This window comes from Streptomyces sp. NPDC111520 (genome assembly GCF_055635295.1).
In genome coordinates, this window is record NZ_JBVKBW010000003.1 from 382,085 (window position 1) to 408,056 (window position 25,972).

General features: G+C 73.1%; 16 protein-coding genes. 4 read left to right on the forward strand and 12 right to left on the reverse strand.

Features of this window, described 5'->3' with window-relative positions:
- Positions 1–149: 149 nt before the first annotated feature.
- The 3 genes from ACZ7MY_RS09170 to ACZ7MY_RS09180 form a co-directional block, all read right to left on the reverse strand.
- Complete coding sequence (locus ACZ7MY_RS09170; protein ID WP_499600642.1) at positions 150–2,267, reverse strand: SpoIIE family protein phosphatase; 2,118 nt, start codon at positions 2,265–2,267, stop codon at positions 150–152.
- 177 nt (positions 2,268–2,444) lie between these two features.
- Complete coding sequence (locus ACZ7MY_RS09175; RefSeq protein ID WP_499600643.1) at positions 2,445–2,996, reverse strand: winged helix-turn-helix domain-containing protein; 552 nt, start codon at positions 2,994–2,996, stop codon at positions 2,445–2,447.
- Between the two features lie 600 nt (positions 2,997–3,596).
- Positions 3,597–3,794, reverse strand: a complete 198-nt coding sequence (locus tag ACZ7MY_RS09180; RefSeq protein ID WP_499600644.1) for a hypothetical protein — start codon at positions 3,792–3,794, stop codon at positions 3,597–3,599.
- 88 nt (positions 3,795–3,882) lie between these two features.
- On the opposite strand from ACZ7MY_RS09180, the gene ACZ7MY_RS09185 reads away from it, so the two are divergent.
- On the forward strand, positions 3,883–5,964 hold the full coding sequence (locus tag ACZ7MY_RS09185) for an FUSC family protein (RefSeq protein WP_499600645.1): 2,082 nt from the start codon (positions 3,883–3,885) through the stop codon (positions 5,962–5,964).
- Positions 5,965–6,023: 59 nt separating this feature from the next.
- Here the strand turns inward: ACZ7MY_RS09185 and ACZ7MY_RS09190 are convergent, their stop codons facing one another.
- The 3 genes from ACZ7MY_RS09190 to ACZ7MY_RS09200 all read right to left on the reverse strand — a co-directional run bounded on the left by ACZ7MY_RS09190 (position 6,024) and on the right by ACZ7MY_RS09200 (position 9,049).
- Positions 6,024–6,704, reverse strand: a complete 681-nt coding sequence (locus ACZ7MY_RS09190) for a hypothetical protein (protein WP_499600646.1) — start codon at positions 6,702–6,704, stop codon at positions 6,024–6,026.
- A 114-nt stretch (positions 6,705–6,818) separates the two neighbouring features.
- The gene (locus ACZ7MY_RS09195) at positions 6,819–8,042 is read right to left on the reverse strand and encodes an acyl-CoA dehydrogenase family protein (RefSeq protein WP_499600647.1); all 1,224 of its coding nucleotides are present in this window, start codon (positions 8,040–8,042) and stop codon (positions 6,819–6,821) included.
- A gap of 287 nt (positions 8,043–8,329) precedes the next feature.
- Positions 8,330–9,049, reverse strand: a complete 720-nt coding sequence (locus ACZ7MY_RS09200) for an alpha/beta fold hydrolase (RefSeq protein ID WP_499600648.1) — start codon at positions 9,047–9,049, stop codon at positions 8,330–8,332.
- Between the two features lie 292 nt (positions 9,050–9,341).
- Between ACZ7MY_RS09200 and ACZ7MY_RS09205 the strand changes: the two genes are divergently transcribed.
- A complete protein-coding gene (locus ACZ7MY_RS09205; protein WP_499600650.1) occupies positions 9,342–12,275 on the forward strand; it encodes a helix-turn-helix transcriptional regulator in 2,934 nt (977 codons plus the stop codon).
- A gap of 3 nt (positions 12,276–12,278) precedes the next feature.
- On the opposite strand, the gene ACZ7MY_RS09210 is transcribed toward ACZ7MY_RS09205, so the two are convergent.
- Complete coding sequence (locus ACZ7MY_RS09210) at positions 12,279–15,098, reverse strand: helix-turn-helix transcriptional regulator (RefSeq protein ID WP_499600651.1); 2,820 nt, start codon at positions 15,096–15,098, stop codon at positions 12,279–12,281.
- A gap of 448 nt (positions 15,099–15,546) precedes the next feature.
- Here ACZ7MY_RS09210 and ACZ7MY_RS09215 point away from each other — a divergent pair, with 448 nt between their 5' ends.
- On the forward strand, positions 15,547–16,290 hold the full coding sequence (locus ACZ7MY_RS09215) for a sigma-70 family RNA polymerase sigma factor (RefSeq protein WP_499600653.1): 744 nt from the start codon (positions 15,547–15,549) through the stop codon (positions 16,288–16,290).
- A gap of 300 nt (positions 16,291–16,590) precedes the next feature.
- A complete protein-coding gene (locus tag ACZ7MY_RS09220) occupies positions 16,591–19,356 on the forward strand; it encodes an ATP-binding protein (protein WP_499600654.1) in 2,766 nt (921 codons plus the stop codon).
- Between the two features lie 19 nt (positions 19,357–19,375).
- On the opposite strand, the gene ACZ7MY_RS09225 is transcribed toward ACZ7MY_RS09220, so the two are convergent.
- From ACZ7MY_RS09225 to ACZ7MY_RS09245, 5 genes are all read right to left on the reverse strand, one after another.
- Entirely contained in the window at positions 19,376–21,079 is a 1,704-nt protein-coding gene (locus ACZ7MY_RS09225) for an FAD-binding oxidoreductase (protein ID WP_499600655.1), read from the reverse strand.
- Complete coding sequence (locus tag ACZ7MY_RS09230) at positions 21,076–21,804, reverse strand: lysophospholipid acyltransferase family protein (RefSeq protein ID WP_499600656.1); 729 nt, start codon at positions 21,802–21,804, stop codon at positions 21,076–21,078. Before ACZ7MY_RS09230 ends, ACZ7MY_RS09225 begins: the two co-directional genes overlap by 4 nt.
- Positions 21,805–21,923: 119 nt before the next feature.
- Complete coding sequence (locus ACZ7MY_RS09235) at positions 21,924–22,718, reverse strand: ferritin-like domain-containing protein (protein ID WP_499600657.1); 795 nt, start codon at positions 22,716–22,718, stop codon at positions 21,924–21,926.
- Between the two features lie 160 nt (positions 22,719–22,878).
- Positions 22,879–25,182, reverse strand: coding sequence for an SDR family oxidoreductase (locus tag ACZ7MY_RS09240; protein WP_499600658.1), 2,304 nt, complete (start codon positions 25,180–25,182; stop codon positions 22,879–22,881).
- Positions 25,179–25,952, reverse strand: coding sequence for a hypothetical protein (locus tag ACZ7MY_RS09245; RefSeq protein WP_499600659.1), 774 nt, complete (start codon positions 25,950–25,952; stop codon positions 25,179–25,181). Before ACZ7MY_RS09245 ends, ACZ7MY_RS09240 begins: the two co-directional genes overlap by 4 nt.
- Positions 25,953–25,972 lie beyond the last annotated feature (20 nt).

Consider the following 25,972-nt stretch of genomic DNA (forward strand, 5'->3'; position numbering starts at 1 on the left):
CCGGCGCGGCCAGCATGTGAGCAGAGTGGCTTCTTGGCTCCTCACCGACAGCCTGCGTCCAATCGGGCGGTGTGTCGTGGCGGGTGAGCCGTCCGGGTGAATCCGGGGTGCGTGACCGGCGCGAACGGCATGTGGCCGGGCCCTCGCGGTCAGTGTCCGAGGGGCTCCGAACCGCTCCTGCGGTCGCGGAATTCGCACCACACTGCCTTGCCGGAACCGTGCGGCTCGACACCCCACGCGTCCGCGAGCCGGTCGACCAGCAGCAGACCGCGTCCGGACACCTCACGCTCGCCGGGCCGGCGGCGGCGCGGCCAGTTCGCCGCGAGGTCGTGCACCTCGATGCGCAGCCGCCGGGTGACGTCCGGCACGGCGTGCGCGAGGGACGGGTCGGGCAGCAGGCGCAGGGTGAGCACGGCGCCGCCGTCGGTGTGCACCAGCGCGTTGGTGATCAGCTCCCCGGCGGCGAGTTCGGCCTCGTCGACCCGGTCGGGCGGGCCCCAGCCCGCCATGGCCTCGCGGACCATGGCCCGGGCCTCGGAGAGCGCCTTCGGGTCGCCGGGGGCGATGTGGCGGTGCAGCCGGTGCGGCGGGTGCGGGGAGGCGTCGCTGTCGCGCCGGAGCAGCAGCAGGGCCATGTCGTCGTCGGTGGCCTGCTCGGCCATGACGGCGGTGAGGTGGTCGGCGAGGTCCCCGACCTCGCGGGGGCCCTCGCACAGCGCCGCGGACAGCCGGCGCACCCCGACGTCCAGGTCCGCGCCGGGCCGCTCGACGAGTCCGTCACTGAACATCAGGAGGGTGTCGCCGGGGGCGAGTTCGGCGGGCGTCACGGGGTAGTCGGGCCTGCCGAACTGGGCGGACAGGCCCAGCGGCAGCCCGCCCGCGGTGGACAGCGCCCGGACGGTGCCGTCGGACTGCCGCACCAGCGGGTCGATGTGCCCGGCGCGCACCAGCAGCGCGGATCCGGTGGCGGGGTCGACCTGGGCGTACAGGCAGGTGGCGAAGCGGTCGGTGTCCAGCTCGTACAGGAAGGCCGAGGCCCGCGCCATGACGCTGGCCGGCGGGTGGCCCTCGCCGGCATAGGCGCGCAGCGCGATCCGCAACTGGCCCATGACGGCGGCGGCGTGGGTGTCGTGGCCCTGGACGTCGCCGATGATGACGGCGACCCGGCCGCCGGGCATCGCCACGACGTCGTACCAGTCGCCGCCGATGTCCCTGGCCAGCCTGGCCGAGCGGTAGCGCACCGCGATCTCGGTGCCGGGGATGCGCGGGATGGTGCGCGGGAGCATCGCGGTCTGCAGGCCCTGCGCGATGTCGTGCTCCTGGTCGAAGAGGATCGCGCGCTGCAGGCTCTGCGCGATGCTGCCGCTGAGCGCGATCAGCAGGTGCCGCTCCTGGGGGGAGAAGCCCTGCTTGTGCCGGTACAGCAGGCCCAGGGCGCCGATGGGCTTGCCCTGCGCTATCAGCGGCAGATAGGCGGCGGCCGACGCCCCCAGCGGCTCGATGTGCGGCCACAGCTCGGGGTAGCGCCGGGCGAACTCCTCGCCGGAGGTGATGAAGCGCGGTACGAGGGTCCGTACCACCTCGCTCATCGGCAACTCGTCCTCGATGCGCGTGTACTGCAGCGACGGCACCCAGCTGCTGGCCTTGGCGTCGCTCACCACGTGGACGCGGCCGGCCTCGACCTGGCCGAGGAAGAGGCTGGCTATGCCGAGCCGGTCCATCCTGCGGTTCCCGGTGAGGGCCGCGGTCACGTCGCGCACGGTCACCGCCCGGGCCAGCGACGCGGTGACCTCCATGACCAGGTTGCTCTCGGTCGGGTGGTCCCCGTCCGCGCGCAGGCACTCCGCGGCCTGGGCGATCTCGTCGGTCGCGTCGCTGACGAGCCCTATGACCCGGTTCGCCCGGCCGGCGTCGTCGCGGACGATGCGGCCCTGGAAGCGGATCCAGCCATGCCTGCCGTCGCCCCGGGTGAGCCGGCTGAAGGCGAGGAAGGAGGAGTGGCCCTCGCCGAGGGCCTGGGTGATCGTCCGGGTGACATCGCCGGCCTCGTCGGGCGTGAGCCGCGAGAACAGCGCCTTCGGGTCGCCGTCGAAGTCCTCCGGGCGCAGGTCGACCGTCCGCAGGGCGTTCGGGTCGAGGTGCATGCGGTCGCGGTCGAGGTCCCAGTCGAAGCCGCCGATGTCGTTGAGCGACATGCTGGCGGCGGCGGGAGCCGGCCAGGCCACCGTCGCGGGCGCAGGGGGCGCCCACTCGCGAGACTCCGCCATCACGCCCTCCGGAACCGCTCCCCGCTGCGCCGAGCCGCACCGGAACGGGGACAGCGTACCCATACTCCGGTGGGGGGACATGCTACTGCCGTGACGCGTGGGAGAGCCGGGTTCCGGCGGTACCGGGAACGCTCCCGGAGGCCGCCCGGCTCTCCTCGTTGCGCCCGGCCCCACCACTCAACGGGTCCCCGGCGGCGCGTACTTGTAGCCGACCCGGCGCACGGTGACGATGCTGCCGCGGTGTTCGGGCCCGAGCTTGCGCCGCAGCCGGGCGATGTGGACGTCGACGGTGCGCCCGTCCCCGACGTGGCCGTACCCCCAGACCGTGGTGACGAGCTGGTCGCGGGTGTGCACGCGCTGCGGGTGCGCCACCAGGTGGGCGAGCAGTTCGAACTCCAGGTAGGTGAGGTCGAGGGCGCGGCCCGCCACCCGCGCGACGCGGCGTTCGGCGTCGACGGTGACCGGGGGCCGGCCGGCGGCCCTGGCAGGGGACTCGGGCGGCTCCTGGCCCTCGACGGGGACGAGGACGAGGTAGCCGACCATCGGCGGCCCGCCCACGCCCGCGGGCATCAGGTGGCCGGGGGCGGGCAGCCAGGTCGCGCCGGGCGGCAGGAAGTCCGGTACCGGGGGGACGTCACCGGTACGGGCGCCACCGCCGCGGACGGCGCGCAGGTGCTGACGGTTGGCGGCGGGCAGGGCGAAGGACTGGGTGCTGGTGCTGGAGGACATGCAGGTCTCGGCTCTCGCGCGAAGGGTCGTCGGACGACGTGTTGCGCGGGACCACCGGGAGGCCGGCAGCGGGCGGCGACCGGGGGACGGCGTCAGCTGCGGGCCGGGGTCCGCGCGGGGACCGCGCGACAACACTCCCGGTCGAACTGGTACTGCTGCCTGGACGGCCAGAACGGCTCGAGGTCGCTGCGACCTGTCGCGGTGTCAATGAGGCTGGCCATGGGATCCATTGAACCAGACGTCGTGCCCGCCGGGACAGGGACGGCCGTTAACGGGGCCCGGCCAGGCCGGGAACAGGCCCCGGCCAGGGGCCGGCCGGTCCCTGGCCGGGGCCTGGGCCATGTCGTCACATGAGCTCCCCCAGCTACCGCTGGGAGGTGCCCCCACCGCCCGGAGGGCGGGCCCAGCGGCTCCCCCGGCTTGCGCCGGGAGGTGCCCCCAGGTGCGGTACATCGCAAGGCGCAGGATCGTCCTCGTCGTGGGCTACTCGGACGATGCGACGACGCAGCGTGGGGGCCACCTCCCAGCGGGGCCGGGGAAGCTGTGGGGTCGGGGCACCCGCGGCCGAAGGTTGGGGGGGCATGTGCCGACACGGCCTAGCTAGAGCGGCTGCGGCTCGGGCTGCGGCTCCGGGTCGGGCTCCGGCTGCGGGGGCGGCTGCGGCACGGGGTCGGGGGTCGGACCGGGGACGGGGTGCGGGGAGGGCGGCACGGGGTCCGGCGGGAAGGGCGGCACCGGGCTGGGGGCGGGCGGCACGGGCGGCACCGTGGCACGGTGTGCGGGGGCGGGGGCGGTCATGACGTTCTGCCTCCTCGGACTCGCCGGAACGGATCTTGCGCTGCGCTTACCCGGCCCTCCCCGTCCTACCCGTCCTATCCTCAGCCTCATGACCTGGTTGCGCGCCCTGCGCCGCAGTGCCCGCGAGGGGCTGCGGATCGAGCGCGCCGGGCTGGAACCGCTGGTCGCGCTGCGCGCCGCCGCGGGCGTCGCCATCGTCATCGGCCTCTCGCTGTGGCTGGCCACCCCCTCGGTCGCCGCCTCCTCCGCCTTCGGCGCCTTCGCCTCCGGCATGGCCACCTTCCAGCGCAGCTGGCGGCCCCGGCCGGTGCTGGCGCTGGTCGCCGGGGCCGGGCTGGCCGTCAGCACCTTCCTGGGCTACCTGGCGGGGGCGCACTGGTGGATGTTCGTGGCACTGCTGGCGGTCTGGGCGTTCCTCGCGGGCATGGCCTGGGCGCTGGGGCCCACCGCGGGCATCGTCTCGTCCCTGACCATCGCGGTCATGCTGGTCGTGATCACCCTGCCGACCTCGGTGCTGAGCGCCTTCGGCCACGCCCTGGTCATCGCGGCGGGCGGGGTCGTGCAGGCGGCGCTGATCCTGCTGTTCCCGGTGCGTCGCTGGGGCAGGCAGCGCGACGCGCTGGCCGACGCCTTCGCGGCGGAGGCGGACTACGCGCGGCGGCTGCGGCACGACCCGGTCGCGCCCTTCGATCCCGAGCCGCTGATGACCGCGCGCAGCGCGGCCGTCATCACCGACCGGCAGGCACGGCGGCGCCCGGCCGCGCTGCGCGGCAAGCGGGTGCTGGCCGAACGCATCCGGCCCGTCCTGGCCTCGCTCGCCGATCCCGCGGTCGGCGCCGCCGCCGAGGGGCCCGAGCGCGACCGGGCCCGCGAGTTGCTGGCCGCGGCGGCCTCCGTGCTGGACGCCGTCGCGCGCGCCGTGCGCGAGGCCCAGCCGGTGCGCGTACCGCCGGAGGCGGATTCCGTGGTGCTGGTCGAACCCGCCCCCGAGGAGCAGCTCACCGGCCCGGCCCGGCGCACCGCGCTGAGGCTCGTCGCGCTGCTCAGCGAGGCGGTCTCCTCCGCCACCGGACGCGGCAGCTCGGTCGGCGGCGACACCGCCCACCTGCGCCGCCCCAGCGTGGCCGAACTCCTTCCGCTCGCCGTGCGGACGGTGCGGCGCGAGGCCCGCTTCGACTCCCCCGTCTTCCGGCACGCCGTCCGGCTGGCCGCCGTCGCCCCGGCCGGCTACGCGCTCGGCGCGGCCCTGCCGCTCGGCCACGGCTACTGGGCGCCCCTGACGTCGGTCCTGGTGATGCGGCCGGACTTCTCGCAGACGTACGGCCGCAGCGTGGCCCGCTTCGTCGGCACCCTGGCGGGCGTCACGGTGGCGACCACCGTGATGCAGTCCTTCGCCCCGGGGCCCTACCCCTGCGCCGTGCTGGCGGTGGTGTCGATCGCCCTGATGTACGGGCTGATGCGCACCGGCTACCTGGTCTCGCAGGTGGCCGCGTCGGCGTACGTGGTCTTCCTGCTCGGCATGGCCGGCTCCAGCTGGACGCAGACGGTGCCCGACCGCGTGCTGCTGACGATGCTCGGCGGGGTGCTGGCGACGGCCGCGTACGCGCTCTTCCCGGCCTGGGAGACCCCGCGGCTGCGGAACCGGCTGGCCGACCGCATCAAGGCCACCGGGCGCTACGCCGCCGCCGCGATGGAGGCCCACGCGTCCCCCGCCAAGGGACGGCGCGAGGCCGTGCGGGCGGCCCTGCTGGACGCCCGCGCTGCCGCGCTCGCCTGGGACCAGGCGGTCGCCCGCGCCGACGCCGAACCCGTCCGGGGCCGCGGCCTGTCCCGGCGTGCCGCCGACGGAGCCGACACGGCCCTGTCGGCCATGGGCCGCGTCCCCATGCTCATGGAGGCCCACCTCCCGGCCCCCGACGCGGCCCCCGTCCCGGACGCAGCGCCCTTCGCCCGGCACCTGCGTACGGCCACGGCGGACGCCGCGGCCGCGGTCCGCGAACGGCGCTCCCCGGACTTCGCCCCGGTCCGCGCCACCCTCGACGCCTGGCCCCGGTCGGACGCCGACCGCATCGTCCGCCGCAGCGCCGAACTCCTCATGGAGACCCTCGACGACCTCGAGACCGCCCTCCGCCCCCGGCCCCGCACCCGTCCCGCCGCCCGCCGCCGCTGACGGCCTCCGGCACCGCGCACGGCGCCTTCCACCTTGCCGGGCAGCGCACGGCCGCCGGATCACCAGAGCCAACGCGCGCCCGGGCACCCGCCGAACGGGGACACCTGGTGGCGCAGGTCGGTGATCGTCCAGTCGCCGTCCGGGGTGCACATGGCCTCCAGGCTCACCGGACGCCCGAGTTGCTCCCGCGCCTGCCTCCCCAGCGCGCGCAGCCGGATCCGGGAGCGCCAGGCAAGGGTCGCGGGGTCGTCCGCGCTCCAGAGGCCGGTTCTGCCCGGACGGCCCGACCGGACGATGACGCCGGTGCCCTCGGCGGGCACCTTCAGCACGAGGATCGCCGACAGCCGGTCCTCACGACGCGGATTCTCCAGTTCGTCGTAGGCCAGCAGGTCATGGATGCCGTCGAGGAACCCCGGCCAGGTGGAGGCGTCGCATCGGGACGGTCCCGCCCTCAGGCCGCTGCCGGGGTCACGGTCGGAGATCGCGACGCGCACGGCTCCCCGGGTGCGGCACCACGCGTGGTGGAGGGACCGCAGGAGTTCGTCGTTCTCCACACCCGCCCTCGTGACGGCGACACCGTCGGCCACCGGCAGCCCGAACCGGCCCGCCCTGGCGAGCAACGAGATTCCGTCGCCGACCAGTTCCGGATCCAGGGCGTGCGGGCTGCGCAGACTCACAGCGAGGGGGATGCCACTGGCATCGGTGAGGACATCACCCGGTTCACCCGCGGCGGTTGTCATGGGGCACCTCCTTCAGTGCCGTCGCCCACACCCTCGACGACCGGCGTAACGCTGGACAGGGCATACGGTTGTCACGCCGGCGGCGCGGGCGGGCGGCGCTTCGCTCCCGCGCACTCATCCCGTGAAGGCGCTGTGACCGGTGATGGACTTGCCGACGATGAGGGTCTGCATCTGGTGGGTTCCCTCGTAGGAGTAGAGGGCCTCGGCGTCGCAGAAGAAGCGGGCGACGTCGTAGTCGAGGACGATGCCGTTGCCGCCGAATATCTCGCGGCACCAGGCGACGGATTCCCGCATGCGGGCCGCGACGTACTCCTTGGCCAGCGCGGACTGCTCGTCACGGAAGACGCCCCGGTCCTGGAGGCGGGCGAGCTGGACCAGCATGCCCCAGCACGCGGTGATGTTGCCCAGGCACTTGACCAGCAGGTCCTGCACCAGCTGGAACCTGGCGATCGGACGGCCGAAGGCGGTGCGCTCCTTGGCGTAGTCGAGGGCGAGCTCGTAGGCGCCGATCATGACGCCCAGGGCCTCCCAGGCCACTCCGCCGCGGGTGACCCGCAGGATCTCCGCGACGTCCCGGAAGCCGTTGATGTTGTGCAGCCGGTTCGCCTCCGGCACGCGGACGTCGGTCAGGGTGATCTCGGCGTTCTGCACGATCCGCAACGCGATCTTGCCCTCGATCTTCTCCGGCTTGAAGCCCGGTGCGCCCTTCTCGACGACGAAGCCCTTGACCTTGTTCTCGTCGACGTCCCGCGCGAAGACCACGACGTAGTCGGCGAAAGTGGCGTTGCCGATCCATTTCTTGGCGCCGTTGAGGATCCAGTCCTCGCCCTCGCGCCTGGCGGTGGTGCGCATGCCGCCGGAGACGTCGGAGCCGCCGAGCGGCTCGGTCAGGGCGAAGGCACCGATCTTGTCCATGGCTGCCATGGCGGGCAGGAACCTGTCGCGCTGCTCCTGGTCGCCCCCGTGGTGGACGGAGTAGAAGGCGAGCCCGTTGTGCACGCCGAAGAAGGTGGCGGTCGAGGCGTCGACACGGCCCAGCTCGGTGGCGAGCATGCCGCTCAGGAGGTGGCTGGTGGCCGGTTTGTGCTCGCCGTAACCCTCGTAGCCCAGGGCGGCCAGTCCGCTGGCGCGGAACTTCTCGATCATCTCGAAGGGGAACTCCCCCCTGCTCCAGTACTCGTTCACCAGCGGCTTGATCTCCTTGCGGAGAAAGGCACGGGCCTTGAGCAGGATCTCGCGTTCCCCGTCCGGAAGCAGCGCCTCGTACTGGTAGAAATCGGCGGCCAATCCGCCGTCCTGATGCACGGTGGTGTTTTCGATGGCAGGGGTGACGGTCATGTCGGAACTCCTTCGCCTGCTCGGTGTTCGGATGTCTTCCGGGGCTGACGGGACGGCGAATTGCCCCTCGGTCGCGGGCTTCGGCGCCGAAGCCGAGAAGAAGGGGCCGGGTAAAGGAGAAGGTGGTACGGGACCCGGCATCTCGACCCCAATTCCCCGACGTATTTCGCTGATTCACAAGAACAGACAGGCGCCGCCTCGGATGTGTGACGCACGGCCCTCCGTCAACGGCGCGGAACCCGCCACCCGCAAAGCCCTCTTCACCGGTCCCCCTCCATCGCCTCCCGTCACGCGGTCGCGGGATCCTCCCCGCCGTCGGCCATGGCGGCCCGCTCGATCAGCCCGGCCACGGCGCCGGGCTGCGAGACGTGGACCGCGTGGCTGCCCGCGACCTCCACGACCCGGGCGCGGGCCCGCTCGGCCATGACGCGCTGGGCCGCGGCGGGCAGCATGCGGTCGTGCGCGGCCACCAGGTACCAGGCGGGCTTCGTACGCCAGGAGGGCCGGGACACGGCGGCGTTGAGCGCGTCGACACCACAGGGGACCTGGGAGTCGGCCATGAACGCGGCGACGTCCGTGGGCAGGTCGGCGGCGAACGCCCCGGCGAACCTGCTCCGGTCCAGGAACAGGAGGCCGTCCTCGAGCGGGAGGACCGGTGGCACGGGGTCGTCAGGCGAGAAGCCGCCGATGAGGCCGCTCGTCGACTCACCCTCGTCGGGGACGAACGCCGCCACGTAAACGAGGGCGGTGACGCTCTCGTGATGGCCGGCCTCGGTTATCACCGCCCCGCCGTAGGCGTGACCCACCAAAATGGACGGGCCGTCCAGCGAGTCGAGGACCTGGACGGTGACGGCGACGTCGGCCGCCAGCGAAATCGTCGGGTTCTGCACGATGCGGACCCGGTACCCCTCGCTGCTCAGCAGGTCGTACACGCCCTGCCAGCCGGAGCCGTCCACGAAGCCCCCGTGGACCAGGACGACGTTCCTCGGCCGTGCCATCTCGCTCATCTCCATTCCTGTCCCCTTCCTCATCCATCGGACGGAAAAGATCGCATCGGGAACGTTAGAAGCGGCGGAGGTACGGGAGATTCCGTCAAATGACTGGAACCGTCGCCCGCTCGGGCCGGAACGAGGGAAGTCAGGTCTTCTGACAGAAGCGGCGGCCGCCCGCGAGGCCGCAGGCTGGTCGCACCCCGTCCACCGGCGCGGCAGCCCGAACGCGGTTGCCCGCCGGCCACGGCACACCGCCGGGCACCTCAGGGCGGCGGCACATGAGGCACCGGACAAAGAGGGGCGCGGCTTGGCCACCGACACGACGGAGACCGGCCCGCCGGTCCCCGGCAGGCTGGACTCCGGGGCCGCCGACGCCCACGGCGACATCGCCACCGGGAAACGACGGCCACCGCGGGACACGGGCGGCGACGGATCAGCCGGACCGCGTCCTCCCGAGGGCGCGCAGGACGCGGGAACCCGTGCCGGACTCCACGGGAGACTGGTGGGCCGGAACGCCGACCTCGAACGCATCGACGCCTTCCTCCGGGGCCTTCACGCCGTCGGCGGTGCGCTGCTCGTCAGCGGGGAGCCGGGGGGCGGCAAGACCGCGTTGCTCGACGCCGCCGCCTCCAGAGCGGCATCGGCCGGGATCCCCGTTCTGCACGCGACAGCCGGCCAGTTCGAGGCCCGCACCGGTTTCAGCGGTCTTCGGCAACTCCTCCACCCGGTGATGGACGAGCTCGACGCGCTCGGCACCACCGATCGAACGACGCTGGCGGTCGCCGTGGGGGACGGCAGCGGCCCGGCGCCCGCGCACCAGTGGGTGGCCGGGGCGTTGCTCGCGCTGCTGACCCGGATGACACGCGTGGGCCCTGTGCTGCTGATCCTCGACGACGTGCAGTGGATGGATCCCCTCAGCGCCCTGGTGCTGGGGTCGGTGGCCCGCCGGCTGCTCGGCACGAGGGCGGGGATGCTCTGTGCCGAACGCCCCGGGGCGGGCGGCTTCTTCGATCGTGCGGGCGTCGCCACCCTCGAACTCGCACCGCTCGACGAGCGCGCCTCGGACGAACTGCTCGGCCGGCGCCACCCGGCCCTGGCGCCCGGGGTCCGCAGGCGCGTCACGGCCGACGCACGGGGCAATCCGCTGGCCCTGCTCGAACTGCCGCTGTCGCTGCGCGAGTCCCAGCTGACGGCCGCCGAAGCCCTCCCTGACCGCCTCCCTTTGAGCAGCCGTCTGCAGGCCGCGTTCACCTCCCGCATCGAGGCGCTGCCGGCGGTGACCCGTTACCTCCTGCTGCACGCGGCGCTCGAAGGCACGGGGGACCTGCACGTTCTCCAGGCCGCCGTCGCCGGACGCTGCGGACTCAAGGAGCTCGGACCCGCCGAGCGGGCCCGGTTGGTCCGCGTCGACGAGGGCACCGGCCGCCTGGAATTCCGCCATCCCCTGACGCGCTCGGCCGTGGTGGACCTGTCCACCAGCGCCCAGCGCCGCAACGCCCACCGCGCCCTGGCCCGCCCCCTGGCCGGTCATCCGGAGCGCCAGGCGTGGCACCTCGGGCAGGCCACCGTGGCCCCGGACGAAACCGTGGCCGCCCTCCTGGAACGGGCCGCCCACAGCATGAGCCGCCACGGTGACGGCGCCGGCGCCATCGCGTCGCTGCTGCGTGCCGCCGACCTCAGTCCCGACGGCGACCAGCGTGCCCGCAGGCTGGCCGAGGCGGCCTGTCTCGGGGCCAACATCACCGGGGACCTGCAGCGGGTACCGCGGCTGCTCGACGACGCGCGGCGGGCGGCACCCGGTCCCGTGTCCCTGGTCGCCGCGGTGGCGAGCTCCGCCTACCTGCTCAACGGATCGGGCGACGTCGACACCGCGCACCGCCTGCTCAGCGCGGCCATTCCCGCGCGGCACCGACCGGGCGGACCGGACGATCCGGCCCTCGCCGAAGCGCTGCACATGCTGCTCCTGATCTGCTTCTTCGGCGGCCGCCGGGAGTTGTGGCGGTCATTGGACGCCGCGCTGGCGGGATTCCGTGCCGATCCAGGTGTCCTGGCCGTCACGAGGGCCACCTTCGCCGACCCGGCCCGGTGCGCCCCGCGCCACCTGGAACGGCTCGATGCGGCCATCGAGGGACTCGCCCACGAGTCCGACCCCGTGCACATCGTCCGCCTGGGCATCGCGTCGGTGTACGTGGACCGGCTCGATGGTTGCTCGGAGGGCCTCATGCGGGTGGCGAGGGCCGGCCGCGAGGGCGAGGCGGTCACCCTCGCCATCGACGCGCTCTTCCTGCTCGGCGTCCACGCGCTGCTGGGCGGGCAGTGGGAGCAGCTGAATCTGCTGGCCCACGAAGGTCTCGCCCTGTGCCAGGACCACGGCTACCCGCTGCTGGCGTGTACGGGGAACTTCCTGCTGGCCGTTCATGCGGCGGTCCGCGGGGACCACCCGGCCGTCACCGCGCTGACCGACGAGATGAACCGGTGGGCCGGACCACGACGAGCCGGTGCCGTGCGCTTCTACACGGCGCACGCACGGACCCTGGCGGCGCTGGGCCGGGGCGAGTTCGCGGAGGCGTACCGCCAGGCGACGACGGTGGCGCGCGCGGGCGACTTCCCGGCGTTCGTCCCGCAGGCGCTGTGGCTGCTGATGGACCTCACGGAGGCCGCCGTGCGCACCGGTCGCCTCGCCCAGGCACGAGCGCACGTCGCGGCCGCCCGGGAGGCCGGCCTCGACGCCGTCTCCCCGCGGCTGAGAATGGTGTGGCTGGCCTCCGCGGCCCTGTGCGCCGGACAGGACGGGAGCCAATGGTTCGAGCAGGCTCTGGCAGTGCCCGAGGCCGAACGCTGGCCCTTCGACCTGGGAAGGATCCACCTCTACTACGGGGAACACCTGCGCCGTAACAAGGTGACCGGCCGGGCCCGGCACCACCTGGCGGCCGCGGCCGACACCTTCCGGCGACTGGGTGCCGTCCCGTGGGCCGGACGTGCGGCTCAGGAACTGCGGGCCACCGGAGCCCACCGCGGGGGCTCTGCCTCCCTCTCCGTGCCCTTCCTCACGCCGCAGCAGCGGGAGATCGCCGAACTCGCCGCCGCCGGCTACACCAACAAGGAGATCGGCGAGCGGCTCATCCTGTCGCCGCGCACCGTCTCCTCCCACCTGTACCAGGTCTTCCCCAAGCTCGGCGTGACCGCCCGCGCCGCTCTGCGCGACGCACTCGGGCAACTGGAGCAACTCGAGGCGGAGTGAGCCTCACCCCACGACGTCGCGCAGCTGGTGGCGCGAGGTGACACCGAGCTTGGGGAACGCACGGTTGAGGTGGAAGCCGACCGTGCGGGGGGAGAGGAACAGCCGGGTCGCGATCTCCTTGTTCGACAGCCCTTGGGCGGCGAGCCGGACGATGGTCAGTTGCTGAGGCGTGAGCTTCGTGGTGGCGTCCGGACGGTCGACGTCCGTCGTGTCGACGCCCGTGGCCCGCAGTTCCGCGGCGGTACGGGCGAGCCAGGGACCGGCACCGAGGTGCTGGAAGAGCTCCAGCGCCTCGCTCAGGGGAGCCCGGGCGTCGGCGGGACGCAGACGGCGGCGCAGCCATGCGCCGAGGTCCGCCAGGGCCAGTGCGCGTTCGAAGGCCCACTGGTCGGCGCCGGGTGTGAGCACCGCCTCCCGGAGCAGGTCCTCGGCGTGCGCGGCGTCGTCGGCGAGGAGGCCCCGGGCCCGGCACAGGATCAGGTGGAGCCGGAGCGAGGTCGTGGCGGGCAGCCGTTCCCCGGCGGCGGCGAGGACGGCCCTCGCCTCCTTGTGCCGGTTGATCCGCACGGCGCCGGCCGCCAGGTCGCCGAGTCCGTAGAAGGAGCGGTGGAAGTGCAGTGGGGTGCCGTCGGGGTGGAAGAGTCTGCTGAGGTGGGAGTACGCGGCGAGGTGGTCCCCCTCCGCGAAGGCGGCCAGCGCCCTCACCTGGTGGCCGCGCACCCCGAGGGTGGGCGTCCCCCGTAGGTCGAAGCCCCTCGTGCCGTCGGCGAGGAGCCTTCTGGCACGCCGGCTGTCGCCCTGGACGGCGGCGAGCGCGCTGGTGAGGATCTTCTTGCTGACGGTGATGAGTTCGAGCCCACCGGCGGCGGTCACGCGTTCGAGCTCGTCCAGTCCCGCGAGCGCGGCGGGCCAGCGGCCGAGCTCGAACAGGCTCATCGCGTACAGGGAGGTGGCGGTGGCGTTCGCTCCGGCGGTGGGCGCCTGGCGGTGGAGCTCGAAGAGCGTGCCGAACAGCCGCACGGCCGTCTCGGTCTCGTCCAGTGCCCACGCGGCGCCGCCGAGCATCGACAGGGCCCCGATCGGATGGCCGCCGCGCGCGGCCGCGTGGCGGAGGTGGGCCAGGGCCTCCGGTCGCGAGCCCAGTGGGTCGCCGCTGCCGAGCAGCCAGGAGCTGGCATGGTTCGGTTCGTGCATAGGGTGCCGCCGGTAGCGGTCCAGGACGGCCGCACGGATGCGCGGGTCCCCACTGGTGTAGGCGACCATGGAGGCGACGGCCAAAGCGTCCAGGGACCGTTCGGGCCGGGTGGCCGCCCAGGTGTCGGCGGCGGCCGTGAGGCGTGCGGCGGCCTCGTCGTGCCGGTCGGTCTGGGACAGGGCCCAGCCGGCGTTCAGATCGGCCTGGGCGCGGGCGCCGGCGGTGTCCGCCTCGGTACGGGCCTTGGCGGCCAGCTCGGCCACCCACAGCGGATGGCCGGCGGTCGTGGCGAAGTCGGCGGCGGCGTTCAGCCGGCGGACCCGGTCCGCCGCGCGGGGGCTGAGCTGGGCGGCCCTCTCCAGGGTCGTCGCCGCAGCCGCGTGACCGCCGCGGTGCCGGGCGCGTTCCGCTGTGGCCTCCAGGGCGCCGGCGACGGCCTCGTCCGCGGTGACGGTGGCGGAGGCGCGGTGCCAGGCCCGGCGGTCCTCGTCGATGCCGGCGGCGGACGCCAGGAGGAGGTGCACCCGCGAGCGCCGCGCGAACGGGGCCGCCGCCAGTACGGCCGACCGGACCAGGGGGTGCCGGAACTTGATCGTCCCGTCGTCCAGGTTCAGCAGGCCGGCCGCCTCCGCGGCGGACCAGGCCGCGTTGAGGTCCTCGGCCCCCATCGTGCGGCCCGCCGGCGCACGGTCGTCCCCGAGGTCGGACCAGAGGACCTTGCCGAGGATCTTTGGCAGTGCGGCCAGGTCCGGCAGGTCGGCGGCCGCCACCACGAGGAGAAGGAGGCGTACGGGCTCGGGCAGTGCGTCGAGGTCGGCGGCGAAGAGCTGTTCCAGCCGCTCGGTGAGCGGGAGTTCGGGGCCGGCCGGCTGCCGCTCCGGACGGGCGGCGGCCGCACGCGAGAGCTCCGCCAGGGCGAGGGGGTTGCCGCCGGCCTGCCGCAGCACCTGCCGGCGGACGCGGCCCAGCGGAGGCGTGCGCAGTGCGTCGAGCAGGCTCGCGGCCTGCACGTCGTCGAGGGTGTCCAGCCGGTGGACCGTGCTCTGGCGGATCCAGGCGGACGGCGATCCCGCGGGGCGGGACGCCAGCAGGAACCCGACCGGCTCTCCCTGGAGGCGCCGGACGCACAGGCTCAAGAGGTCCTGGGTGGACCGGTCGAGCCACTGGAGGTCGTCGACGATCACGAGCACCGGTCCGCTGTCGGCCCAGTGGGACATGACCCGCAACAGGGATCCGACCAGGGCGAGCATCCCTCCGTCCCGCTGCGCCTCCCCGCGCGGGACCGTCTCCAGGACGGCGCGGTCCTCCGCGTCGAGACCGGCCGGGACGCCGTGCGAGGCCCGCAGGAGCGCGTCGAGTCCGCCGAAGGCGATACCCGCCTCGTCCGGGCGGCCGACGACCCAGCGGGCCTGACCGCCCCGGTCCACGATGCGCCGGGCGGCGGCCTCCAGGAGCGAGGTCTTGCCGATGCCCGGCTCACCGAGCAGCAGCAACGTCCGTTCCGACACCTCGCCCTCGGGTCCCGGCCCTTCCACCGGCGCCCCTGCGCCGAGGCGGTCGAGAAGGGCGTCGATCGCGCCCATGGCCTTCTCCCGGCCGATCAGCCCGGCTCCGACTCCTGGTGACATCGGGTCTTTCGCTCCTTGCTCCCCCCGCGACCGTCGGGGCCGAACTCCAGGCCGGTCACCCGGGCCCTGCCGAGTGACAAGACAGTGCCGTCATCTGTGACAGCCCTCAGTGTAAAGTTCCGGGTTTTTGCCGCCCCCGGGCCGCACTTCGCGGTCGCCGCGGGCGGGTGCCCGTCGCCGAGCGGCGGCCAGGCGGGCCGGGCGCTCCTTCGTCACGGACGGCGATGCCCCGGCCGAAGTGGTTCCCCGCGCAGTCAGATGACCGATGTTCGGCCCCCGGGGCCGCGCGGATGCTGGTCCCACCTCCGATCAGGCGGCGACCGGCGATCCATGGGATGCCGGGGAAATCCCGGAAAGGCCGATCCCGCAGAAATGCCGCCGAGCCGTCGCGGCCGGGTCGGAACTCCGGAACAGAGCAAAAGATCCACGCGGGGAAGAAGAAGGAATCATGCACGCCTCACAGACACCTCCCGAGAATTCGCTGGAGGTCGTCGCAGCCGACTTCGACGCACTCCGCCCACGTCTCTTCCTGATCGCGTGCCGCGTGCTGGGAAGCGCGTCCGAGGCCGAGGACGTGGTCCAGGACACCTGGCTGCGCTGGCAGGGCACCGACCGTGCGAGAGTGCTGAACCCGCCCGCCTTCCTGGCCAGGACCGCCACCCGCCTGGCCCTCAACGCGGCGCGGTCCGCCCGTCTGCGCTACGAGATCGGCGGCGGAACGGGGGCGGCCGCGGACATCGACTCCGGCCTTGACCTGGTCACCGCGGCCGAGAGGGCCGAAGCACTGGAACTGGTCCTCCGGCTGATCCTCGAGAAGCTGAACCCCACGGAACGCGCCGCCTTCGTCCTCCGTGTCGCGTTCGACTACCCCTACAGCGAGATCGCCGAGAATCTCCGGATGAGCCAGTCGAACACGCGCCAGATCGTCAGCCGCGCGCGCAAGCACCTTTTCGGCGGACAGGGAAATCCGGTATCCAGATCCGAGCACCGGAGATTCCTCAAGACCTTCACGACGGCGGCACGGTCGGGGAATCTCACCGTCCTGGAGGATCTCCTCGCCCAGGACGCGGGCGGGGAACGGGACAAGGTCCGTCACGCGGGGTACGGGCGCTGGAAATCGTCCGCGCCCCGGAGCAACACGGACGTGTTCGCGCGGTCCGGGGAGTCGTCACCACGGAAGAGCCTGCCGTAGCGCGGTCGCCGGCGTCGGCTTCCCGCCGCGCACGAGCCGCACCTCCCTGCGCTCGCCCCGGGGGGAGCGAACCGGAGTCATTCTCGAGTCATCGTGCCCGTCCCGCCGGAGCAGGCGCCGGGGTTCCCGTCGGACACCCGCAGGTAGCATCGGAAGGGACGTGGCCGGTTATCAGAGGAAGCTCCGCATGTTCAGCCCTGTACGCGCACTGCCGACGACCGCCCGAAGGCGGGCCGGCGGGCAGCACGGGGCGGACGGCGGCACCGGGTCCAGGACGCCGGCGGCCGGGAACGGGCCGGCATGAATCCGCACGCGGTGATCGGCCGGGACGAGGAGCTGCGGAAGCTGCGCGCGCTGCTGGCGGAGACGGCGGCCGGCAGCGGTACGGCGTTCCTGATCCACGGCACCGCCGGCGTCGGGAAGTCGGCTCTGCTCCGTGCCCTCGGCGCGGAGGCCGCCGAGGAGGGTTTCCGGATCCTGCGCACCTCAGGGGTGGAGACCGAGCAGTGGCTGCCCTTCGCCGCGCTGCAGCTGCTCCTGCAGCCGGCCGTCCGCGGCATCGAGGACCTGTCGCCCGCGCACCGCGAGACCCTGGGCCGCGCGTTCGGCTCCGCGGAGACCGAGCCGCAGGTCTTCCACGTCGCACTGGCCGTGCTGGAGCTGCTCGCCGACTCCGCCGACCGGCAGCCGCTGCTGCTGCTCGTGGACGACCTGCAGTGGATCGATTCGTCCACGAAGGACGTGCTCAGGTTCCTGGCCCGGCGAACCCGTGATCTGCCGATACTGATCGTCGCCGCCGCACGGGTCCGCACGTCGGACACGTTCCGGCCGGACCCCGCCACGCCTCCGGACGTCCATCTGGAGCCTCTGGGCCGGGAGGCCGCCGCCGAACTGCTCGACGCCGGCGCGCCCCGGCTGCCCGCCCGGCTGCGGACGCTCGTCCTGGAGCGCGCCGCGGGCAATCCGCTGGCCCTGATCGAACTGCCCAAGGCCCTGGAGGACATGCCGCCGGCCCACACGGACGACCTGCCGCTGACCCAGCGACTGGAGATCGCTTTCGCGGCGCGTACAGATTCGGCGAGCCGTGAGTGCCGGGCGCTCCTCCTGGCGCTGGCGGCCGAACCGACCGCGCCCATGGGGAGGCTGCTGAAGGTCGCCACGCACCTGACCGACTCGCCCGTTTCCCCGGACGCGCTCCAGGAGGCGATCGACGCGGGTCTGGTCACCCTGGTCGGCCGTGCCCTGGAGTTCCGCCATCCCCTCATGCGCTCGGCGATCTACACCCGGGCGTCGGTCACCGACCGGCTGGCCACCCATCGCGCCCTCGCCGCGGTGATGGCGGACACGCCCGACCGGCAACTCGCCCACCAGGCCGCGTCCGCGATCGGTCCGGACGACGAACTGGCCGACCGGCTGGAGCACTTCGCCGACGCGTTGCAGGCCGCGGGCAAGCCGGCCGCCGCCGTCCCGGCGCTGCGCCAGGCGGCCGACCTGGTCCACGACGCCCACCGCCGGACGGGCCTGCTGATCCGGGCGGCCGAGCTGTCCAGCGAGGTCAACGACCGCGTCCACACACAGATGCTGCTGGACCGGGCGGACATGCGTGCCGTCGGCCCGCTGGAACGGGCGCGTCTGCTGCTCGTCTCCGACAAGGCCGCCTTCGAACCGGACGAACCGCACCGTCGGATCCAGGACATGGTCACGGCCGCGGCCGGGGCCAACGACGCGGGCGCCGCGGACATAGCGGAGGACCTGCTGTGGCGCGCCGCCGCACGGTGCTTCTTCCAGGACGGCGACGCGGAGGTGCGCGCCGAGGCCACTGCAGAGCTGAAACGGTGGAACCCCGACCCGGACACGCCCCTCGTGCTGACGGTGCGGGCGTACACCGAACCGTACCGTCACGGGGCGGACGTGCTCGCGCGGCTGGACGGCTTCGAACCGGACCGGGCGGACGGCCGGGTCCTGCACTACCTGGGCAGCGGCGCCATGGTCATGGGTGACTGCAGCCGGGCCGCGCGCTACCTGGCGCTGGCGGCCGCGGTGTGGCGTTCGCAGGGCCGGCTCGGGCTGCTCGCCCGTGCGCTGGCGGGCAGTTGGCCACGGTTGTACCTCGGTCAGTTCGACCGGGCCCGGCAGGAATGCGGCGAGGGGCTCGTCCTGGCCGAGGAGACCGGGGAGTGGATCGTCTGGCTGGGTCTGAAGGCGACGTCCGCGCTGCTGGCGGCACTGCGCGGCGAGACGGAGACCGCGGCGCGGACGATCAGGGAGCTGCGGAACCACCGTCTGTTCCCGGGCATGCCGTTCGCCGCGGTGATGGCGCAGCAGGTCGACGGCCTGCTCGCGCTGTCCGACGGCCGTACCACCGAGGCCTACGCACTCCTCGCGCGCGCCTTCGATCCCGCCGACCCGCACCACCACTCGGTGAGCCGCTGGTTGCTCGCCCCCGACCTGGCGGACGCCGCCGTCGCGGCAGGCACCGTCGAGGACGCCCGGGAGGTGATGGCGCGGCTGCCGGAACTGGCCCGGCGACTGCCCTCGGAGATGATGGTGGTGGCGCACGCCTACACCGCGGCGGTGCTGGCTCCCGACGAGACGGCCGAGCAGCGCTACGCCGAGGCCCTCGCGGCGATGCCCGCCGGCTGGGCGCCGGCCCGCGCCCGGCTGCACCTGCACCACGGCCGGTGGCTGCGCCGGCAGCGCCGCCACGTGGACGCCCGGACCCCGCTGCGCGTCGCCCGCGACGAATTCGACCGGATCGGCGCGGAGACCTGGGCCCGGACGGCCCGCGAGCAGCTGCGCGCCGCCGGCGAGTCGAGCGGTCGACGGCGCGCGAACAGCGCGGAGCAGTTGTCCGCGCAGGAGATGCAGATAGCGGTCCTGGCCTCGAAGGGACTGAGCAACCGGGAGATCGGTCAGCGTCTGTTCATCTCGCACCGCACCGTGGGAGCCCATCTGTACCGGATCTATCCCCGCCTGGGCATCACCAGCCGGGGAAAGATCGCCGAGGCGCTGGCGAACCTCCACGAGACGCCGCCCTCCCCCGGCCCCACCGATGCCCCTGACTGAGGCACCGGCACGGCCGCGGTCAGAGCACGATCTTGCGCGGGTTGAAGTTGCCTCCCGGGTCGGCGGCGTCGAAGAGTCCCGACATCACCGCGACGCCCTGCGGGGAGATGTCCTCCTCCAGCCAGGGCGCGTGCTCCAGGCCCACGCCGTGGTGGTGCGAGACGGTGCCGCCGGTGTCGGCGAACGCCTGCTGGATCGCGCGCTTGACCGTGTCGTACTCGCCGAGCGGGTCGTCGCCCAGCACGAAGGCGAACGTGAAGTAGAGACAGGCACCCGAGTGGTACGAGTGCGAGAGGTGGGACATGATCCAGCCCCTGCGGCCGATCTCCTCGTAGGCGTCGTCGGCCGCCTCGTAGACCGCGGCGTGGAGGTCGCGGAGCCGCGACCAGGGAGCGGCGGTCTCGCTCACGTCGCCGGCGGCGCCGTGGTCGAGCAGGAAGTCGCGGATGTACGGCGTGTCGAACTTCTTCTGGTCGTAGAGGGCACCGGGTCCCTTGCCGACGCCGATGCCCTGGTGCCGGCGCACGATCCGGTCGACGATGGACTTCTGCCGCTTGGCGTGCGCCGTGCCGCCCTCGAAACCGATGAACGACAGGCAGATCTCGTCGAGGTTCCAGCCGCGCCTCTTGAGGTAGGCCATGAGGCCGGCCTGCAGCAGCTTGGCGACCCCCTTGGACCCCTTGCTGGTGGCCAGCGAGAAGCCCGTCTCGTGGGCGTCCGAGACGCGGGTGACGGAGGGCGAGGCGTCGCTCTCGGCGATCGCCTGCATGGCGGCGAGGCCGTGGTCGAGGTTCTTGAAGAAGTAGGCGTAGATGCCGCGTGTCTCGGGGAGCCGGTGGATCTGCGCGGTGACCTCGGTGATGACGCCGAGCCGCCCCTCCGAGCCGACCACCATCTCCCGCACGCTCGGCCCGGTCGACGCGCTCGGCACGGCGCGGATCACCAGGACCCCGCCGGGCCGCACCACGCGCAGGCCCTTGACGATGTCCGCGATGTCGCCGTACTTGTCCGACTGCATTCCGGACGAGCGCGTCGCTACCCAGCCTCCGAGCGTCGAGTGGGTGAACGAGTCGGGGAAATGCCCCATCGTCCAGCCCTGCCGGTTCAGTTGCGACTCCAGGTCCGGCCCCAGGGCTCCCGCCTGGACGCGCGCGAGTCCGGAGTCCGCGTCGATCTCGAGCACCCGGTTCAGGCGGCCGAGATCGAGTGAGACGACCACCCGTGACTCCTCGGCGTGCGGTTCGAGGCTGCCGGCGATGTTGCTGCCGCCCCCGAAGGGGATGATGACGGCGTCCGACCCGACGGCCGCGTCGACCACCGCCTGGACCTCGGCCTCGTCGGCCGGGTAGACGACGACGTCGGGCGTGCGCGCGAACTCGCCCGCCCTGACGCGGACGAGGTCGCGCAGGCTCTTGCCGTAGGTGTGCACCACCCGCGACAGGTCGTCGGTGACGACGTTCTCCGCCCCGACGACATCGCGCAGGAGTGCGACGAACTCCTCCGGTGCCCGCGAGTCCGGCACCTTCAGCTCAGTGAGTTCGGGCTGTTCCGCGCGCTTGCCCGTCCGGAGGTCGAGACCGACCGCCGCGCGTACGAACGGCGCGAAACCGGGCTTGTCCTCGTGGTGGAAGCCGACGCCTTCGACGCCCCAGCCCCACCACTTCATGTGCTTCACCTCACCGGCGCGCGGTACCCCGGTGCGGCGGGTCGATTCGGCGGTCACGGGCGCTCTCCTTCGGCTGCGGCGTGGTGGTGCGGGGCGACGTGCACGGGGAGGCCCGGGGCGGCGTGCTCCTCGGCCAGCTTGACCACGGCCGAGCGGATGCGTTCGGAGAACTCGCCGACCCCCTCCCCCGGCAGGGCGGTCAGCGGGTCGCCGAAGACGACCGTCACCGGGAGCCTGCCGCGCTTGGGCCACTTCGATCCGCAAGGGTGCACCGTGTGGGCGCCGACGATCGCCGCGGCCAGCACCGGCACCTCGGTCGAGGAGGCGAGCGCGGCGGCTCCCGGTTTGAAGGAACCCAGTGATCCGTCGCGCGACCGGGTGCCCTCGGGGAAGATCAGCAACGGCACTCCGCGGTCGAGCAGCGACCGGGCGCTGACGCGGCGCGGGTTGGTGCCGGTCCGGTCGACGGGGAAGGCGTTGAAGAACAGGGCGGTCAGGCCCCGGCGCCACCACACGTCGAAGAAGTAGTCGGCGGCGGCCCCGACCGCCAGGTGCCGCGCCAGCCGGCGGGGCAGCGCCCCCATGATGAGCGGGGTGTCCAGGTGCGAGGTGTGGTTGGCGACGACGACGTAGGGGCCCCCGACGTCCCGCAGGCGCTCCCGTCCGAGGACCGTCACGCTCGTCTCGCTCCAGACGACGGCCTTCAAGAGCCCCCGCTGCGCCACGAATCGGGCCACGGCGAGGGAGCGGGAGGTGAAACGGTCGCGCGTTCTCGCGGGCATCGTCTGCCTTCCTGTTCGGCTGGGTGACTTCGCACGCCGGGTGGCGTGCCCGTGGCTCCGGCGCGGCGTCGCGTGCCGTCTGGCGACGGCGCGGGGACGGACGCGTCCCGGGGCGGGGCTCATGCGGCGATGCCGCGCTGGTCCATGGACTCCTCGACGATGCGCAGCCCGTCCATGCCGGGCAGTTTCGCGATGTGGGAGTCGATGTCACGGATGAGCTTGCGCCCCTCGGGGCCGGCGAAGAGGTGCGTCATGACGTGCTTGACCTCGCTCTCGGGCATGACGCCCGAGCCGACGGGCCCCCACGCCTTCTCAAGCGCCATGCGGGCGATCACACGGGCCTTCTTGCTGGCCGCGAGACGGTCACGCGCCTGCGACGCGTAGAACGCGACGTGCCGGGTCTCCTGCTGGGCGATCCGCTGGAGCAGGGGCGTCAGCACCGGGTGGCTCTCGAGTGCCGCGAGCCGGTGGTAGGCCGCGTTCGCCGACCATTCGTTCGCGGCTCCCCACGCCATGTGCACGGCCACGAAGTCGTGTCCGACGAGCCGGCTCACGAGCGTCTGCTGCACGGTCCCCAGGCGGTCCTTCCAACTGAGCTTCAGGCGGGTCGCCTTGACCGCGTCGAAGTCGACGACGATGCCGTGGCGCGCCAGCACGGCCGCGAGCGCCTCGCCGTGCCAGAACTCCTCGCGGTTCCACATCGTCATGAAGGCGCCGACCGCGGGCTCGTTGTGGGAAGGCGTCGTCAGCAGATCACGCAGGTAGCACACCGTGTGGTACTCGATGTCACACATGTAGCGCAGCGTGCGGAGTGTCTCCTCGGGCAGCGGATTCCGCTCGAACTCGTCGAAGTCGAGGTCGGACCACTGCACCGCGGCGGAGCTCTTGGTGTACTTGTCGATGTCGAAAGCCATGAGACGTTCTTTCCTTGCACGTTCCGAAGTCGTTGGCCGGGACCGGGTTCGGGCCCGGACGCGGGCGCGGGCGCAAGCGCAGGGCGGGCCGGGCCGCCGGCAGCCCCCGGGGCGCCGTGCCGCGGCGTCCGCGGCCGTTCCGCCCGCGCGGGACGAGGTCCTAGGGCGTCCTCCGGGGGCGCGCCGCACGGGCCGCCCCCGCCGTGACGGCGTCGTGGTGCACGCCCGGCCCGCACTTCCAGCGGTAGACGTTCCAGTTCCTCTGGTGCGACTCACGTGCCAGTGCGGCGTCGGGGTTGATCGCCGAGGGTTTGCCCAGCAGGGACAGCCACGCGAGGTCGGAATGGCTGTCGCCGTAGCCGTAGGACGCGCCGAGGTCGTAACCCCCGTCCTTGGCGTACTGCACGAGCCACGCGGCCCGTGCCTCGTCGACGAGCGGCGGCTTGGCCAGGTAGCCGGTGAGCACACCGTCCCTCTCGTGCATCGAACTGCCGACGACCTCGTCGAACAGGCCGGCTATCGGCGCGGCGAGCAGCCCGATGGAGCCGGTGACCAGGACGGTGCGGTGACCCGCGGCACGGTGCTCACGGATGCGCTCGACCGCCGCGGCGCTCGTCCGCCGCAGCATCATGCCGGCGTAGCCGCGCTGCACGATCTCCTCGAGACGGGCGACGGGCAGGCCGCGGTAGCGGCGCAGGAAGGAGCGGATGAACTCGCCGCGGTCGCGCTTCTCGGCCCGCAGGTAGCCGGGCAGCGAGGCGAGCAGGTCCGCGGCCTCCGCGGCCCAGACCGTCTTGCGAAGGCCCAGGGTGCTGATCCACAGGTACTGCTCGACGATGTTGGAGTCGACGACCGTCCGTTCGAGGTCGAAGACGGCGAGCACGTCCGTGCGCTGCGGCAGTTCGCGTCGCGTGCCGCCGTTCGGCTGCCGGCTCTCCTTCCGCCGCCGGTAGGCCGCCGTCAGCTCGTCGATGGCGGGGAGGTGCACCTTCTGCAGGTACTCCTCCCAGTCGATGCCCTTGACGTCGAAGCCGCGGTCCTCGCGCGCCTCAGCCGGGAGGGCGTCGTGCAGCGCCCGCGTGTTGCGGTCGTCGAAGATGATCTCGCTCTGTGCGTACGCGCGGTACAGGTCCGTGAAGTTGCCGAGGGTGGCGAGGTCGGCCCGCAGTTTGGTGTTGGCGGTCGCGAGTTCGTTCCTGCGGTCGCTGTTCGGCATCAGCCGCAGGGCGAGGTCCGTCACGTCGGCCTTCTTCCTCGCCAGCAGCAGCCCGCGGCTGAACTTGCGTTCGCCGGCGAACTTCCAGTCCGGCACCTCGACGAAGCCGTCGCCCTTCGGCATCGGATGCTGCGTGTAGTACTCCCGCACGTTGCCGAACATGCGGTGGAAGGGGAGCGGGTTCGAGGCGCCGGAGGCGACCTGGAAGTACGCGGGGGCGTCCGCGGGGGCCGGGTTGGCCGCCGCGGCGAGGATGGCGTTGACGACGAAGTCGACGGGGATGACGTCCAGGATCGAGTCGGGCAGGCCCGGGAACTCCGGCAGCTGGCCGCGGCCGTAGGCGAAGATCAGCGGGTCGGCGACCTTGAAGCCGTCGATCCAGCCGGGGAACGGATGCCGCAGGGCGCTCTCGATGATCGAGGGACGGACCACCGACAGCCGGTGCCCGGCCTCGCCCCACAGTTCCTCCGCGGCCCGTTCGGCGAGTGCCTTCGTCAGCGTGTACACGTCGGTCCAGCCCAGGCTCTGCGCACGACGCCGGCCGGCGTCGACGAGTTGGGAACGGACCCACTCGCACCGCCCGTCCTCGCTCGCGCGGGCGGCCGCGGTCGGGCCGACCTTGCCGTGGCGCCCGCGGGCCCGGGACATGAAGCGCTCCAGCATCGCCGGCTCCCGTGAGGTGAGCTCGGTGCGCTCGTGCGCCTGAGCGGCCGAGCGCCATTCCACGCGCCAGTCGACATCGTGCTCGAGCCTGGCCTCGGGCACCGCGCCGCGGCGCAGTCCGCCGACGTAGCAGGTCGACACGTGGACGACGTGCGGGTCCGATCCGGTGGCGAGCAGGGCCTGGTACAGGCTGACGGTGCCGTTGACGTTGGTGTCGAACGCCTCGTGGATGGGCGGGTCGAAGGAGACGGTGGACGCCGAGTGGATGACGACGTCGAGGTCGGACGGCAAGTCGGGGACGCTGGTCATGCTGCCGTCGAGCACCGTGATCCGCTCACGGACGGCACGTTCGGCCGCCTCGGCTCCCACGGCGTCCCGCCAGCGCTTGAACACCGGCTTGCGCAGCAGGTGCCGCAACCGGTCCTGCCCGGTCTGGCTGCCCTTGCCCCGTACGAGGAGCGCGATGCGGGTGGCGGGGTGGTCGCTGAGCAGCCGCTCCAGCACGGCCTGCCCGACGAAGCCGGTGGCACCGGTCAACAGGACGTGGGCGGACCCGAGTTCGGTCGTCGCACTGCGCGCTGTCATGGGAGGAGCCTCGATTCCACGGTGGATGCGACATCGGTACCGATGCCGGGGAGCGCGGCGACCATCGCGCGGATACGGCCCGCCTCGGCCCGTCCGCTGCGGTCACCGAAGACACGGCGTTCGAAGAAGGTGCGCTCGTGTCGTGAGCGGGCGACCGAACCGAGCGGCCACGCGGCGGACCGCAGGGCCCGGCGGGTGATACGCCGGGCCCGGGCGGAACGGCGCAGCCGCCGCTCGGCCTCCTCGGCGAGGAAGGAGATGTGGCGTTGCTTGATCTCCATGACCGGGGCGACCACGGACGCCATCGCGGGAGAGGCCTCGGCCAGCCGCCGGTAGGCCGCGCAGCTGATCCACTCGTCCACGAGTCCCGTCGTGACGTGTTCCGCGACGACGTCCGGACCCGTGATGTTGGCGATGAGGGAACGACGGATCGGGCCGCGGCGCTCACGGCGCTCCGCCAGTGCCCACCGTGCCGGACCCGTGCTCGGAGGGAGGTCGCGGGCGGCGGGGGAACTCTCCAGGATCGCGTCGAGGGCGTCGGCGATCCAGAACCGCTCGAACATCCAGGTGGTGAGGAAGGCGGTGACCCGCGCGTCCTTGTGCGTCGCCGTGACGAGCAGGTCCCGGACACGGTGCAGGGTCGCACCCTCGATGTCGCGCAGCGCCCGGACGAGGCGGACCGATTCCGCGTCGAGCGGCTCGTCGGAGAACGACGCGAGGTCGAGCGTCGCGCGGTGACTTCCGTGCGCCGTGCGGGCGAACTCACGCACGTCGAATCCGGTTGTCGAAT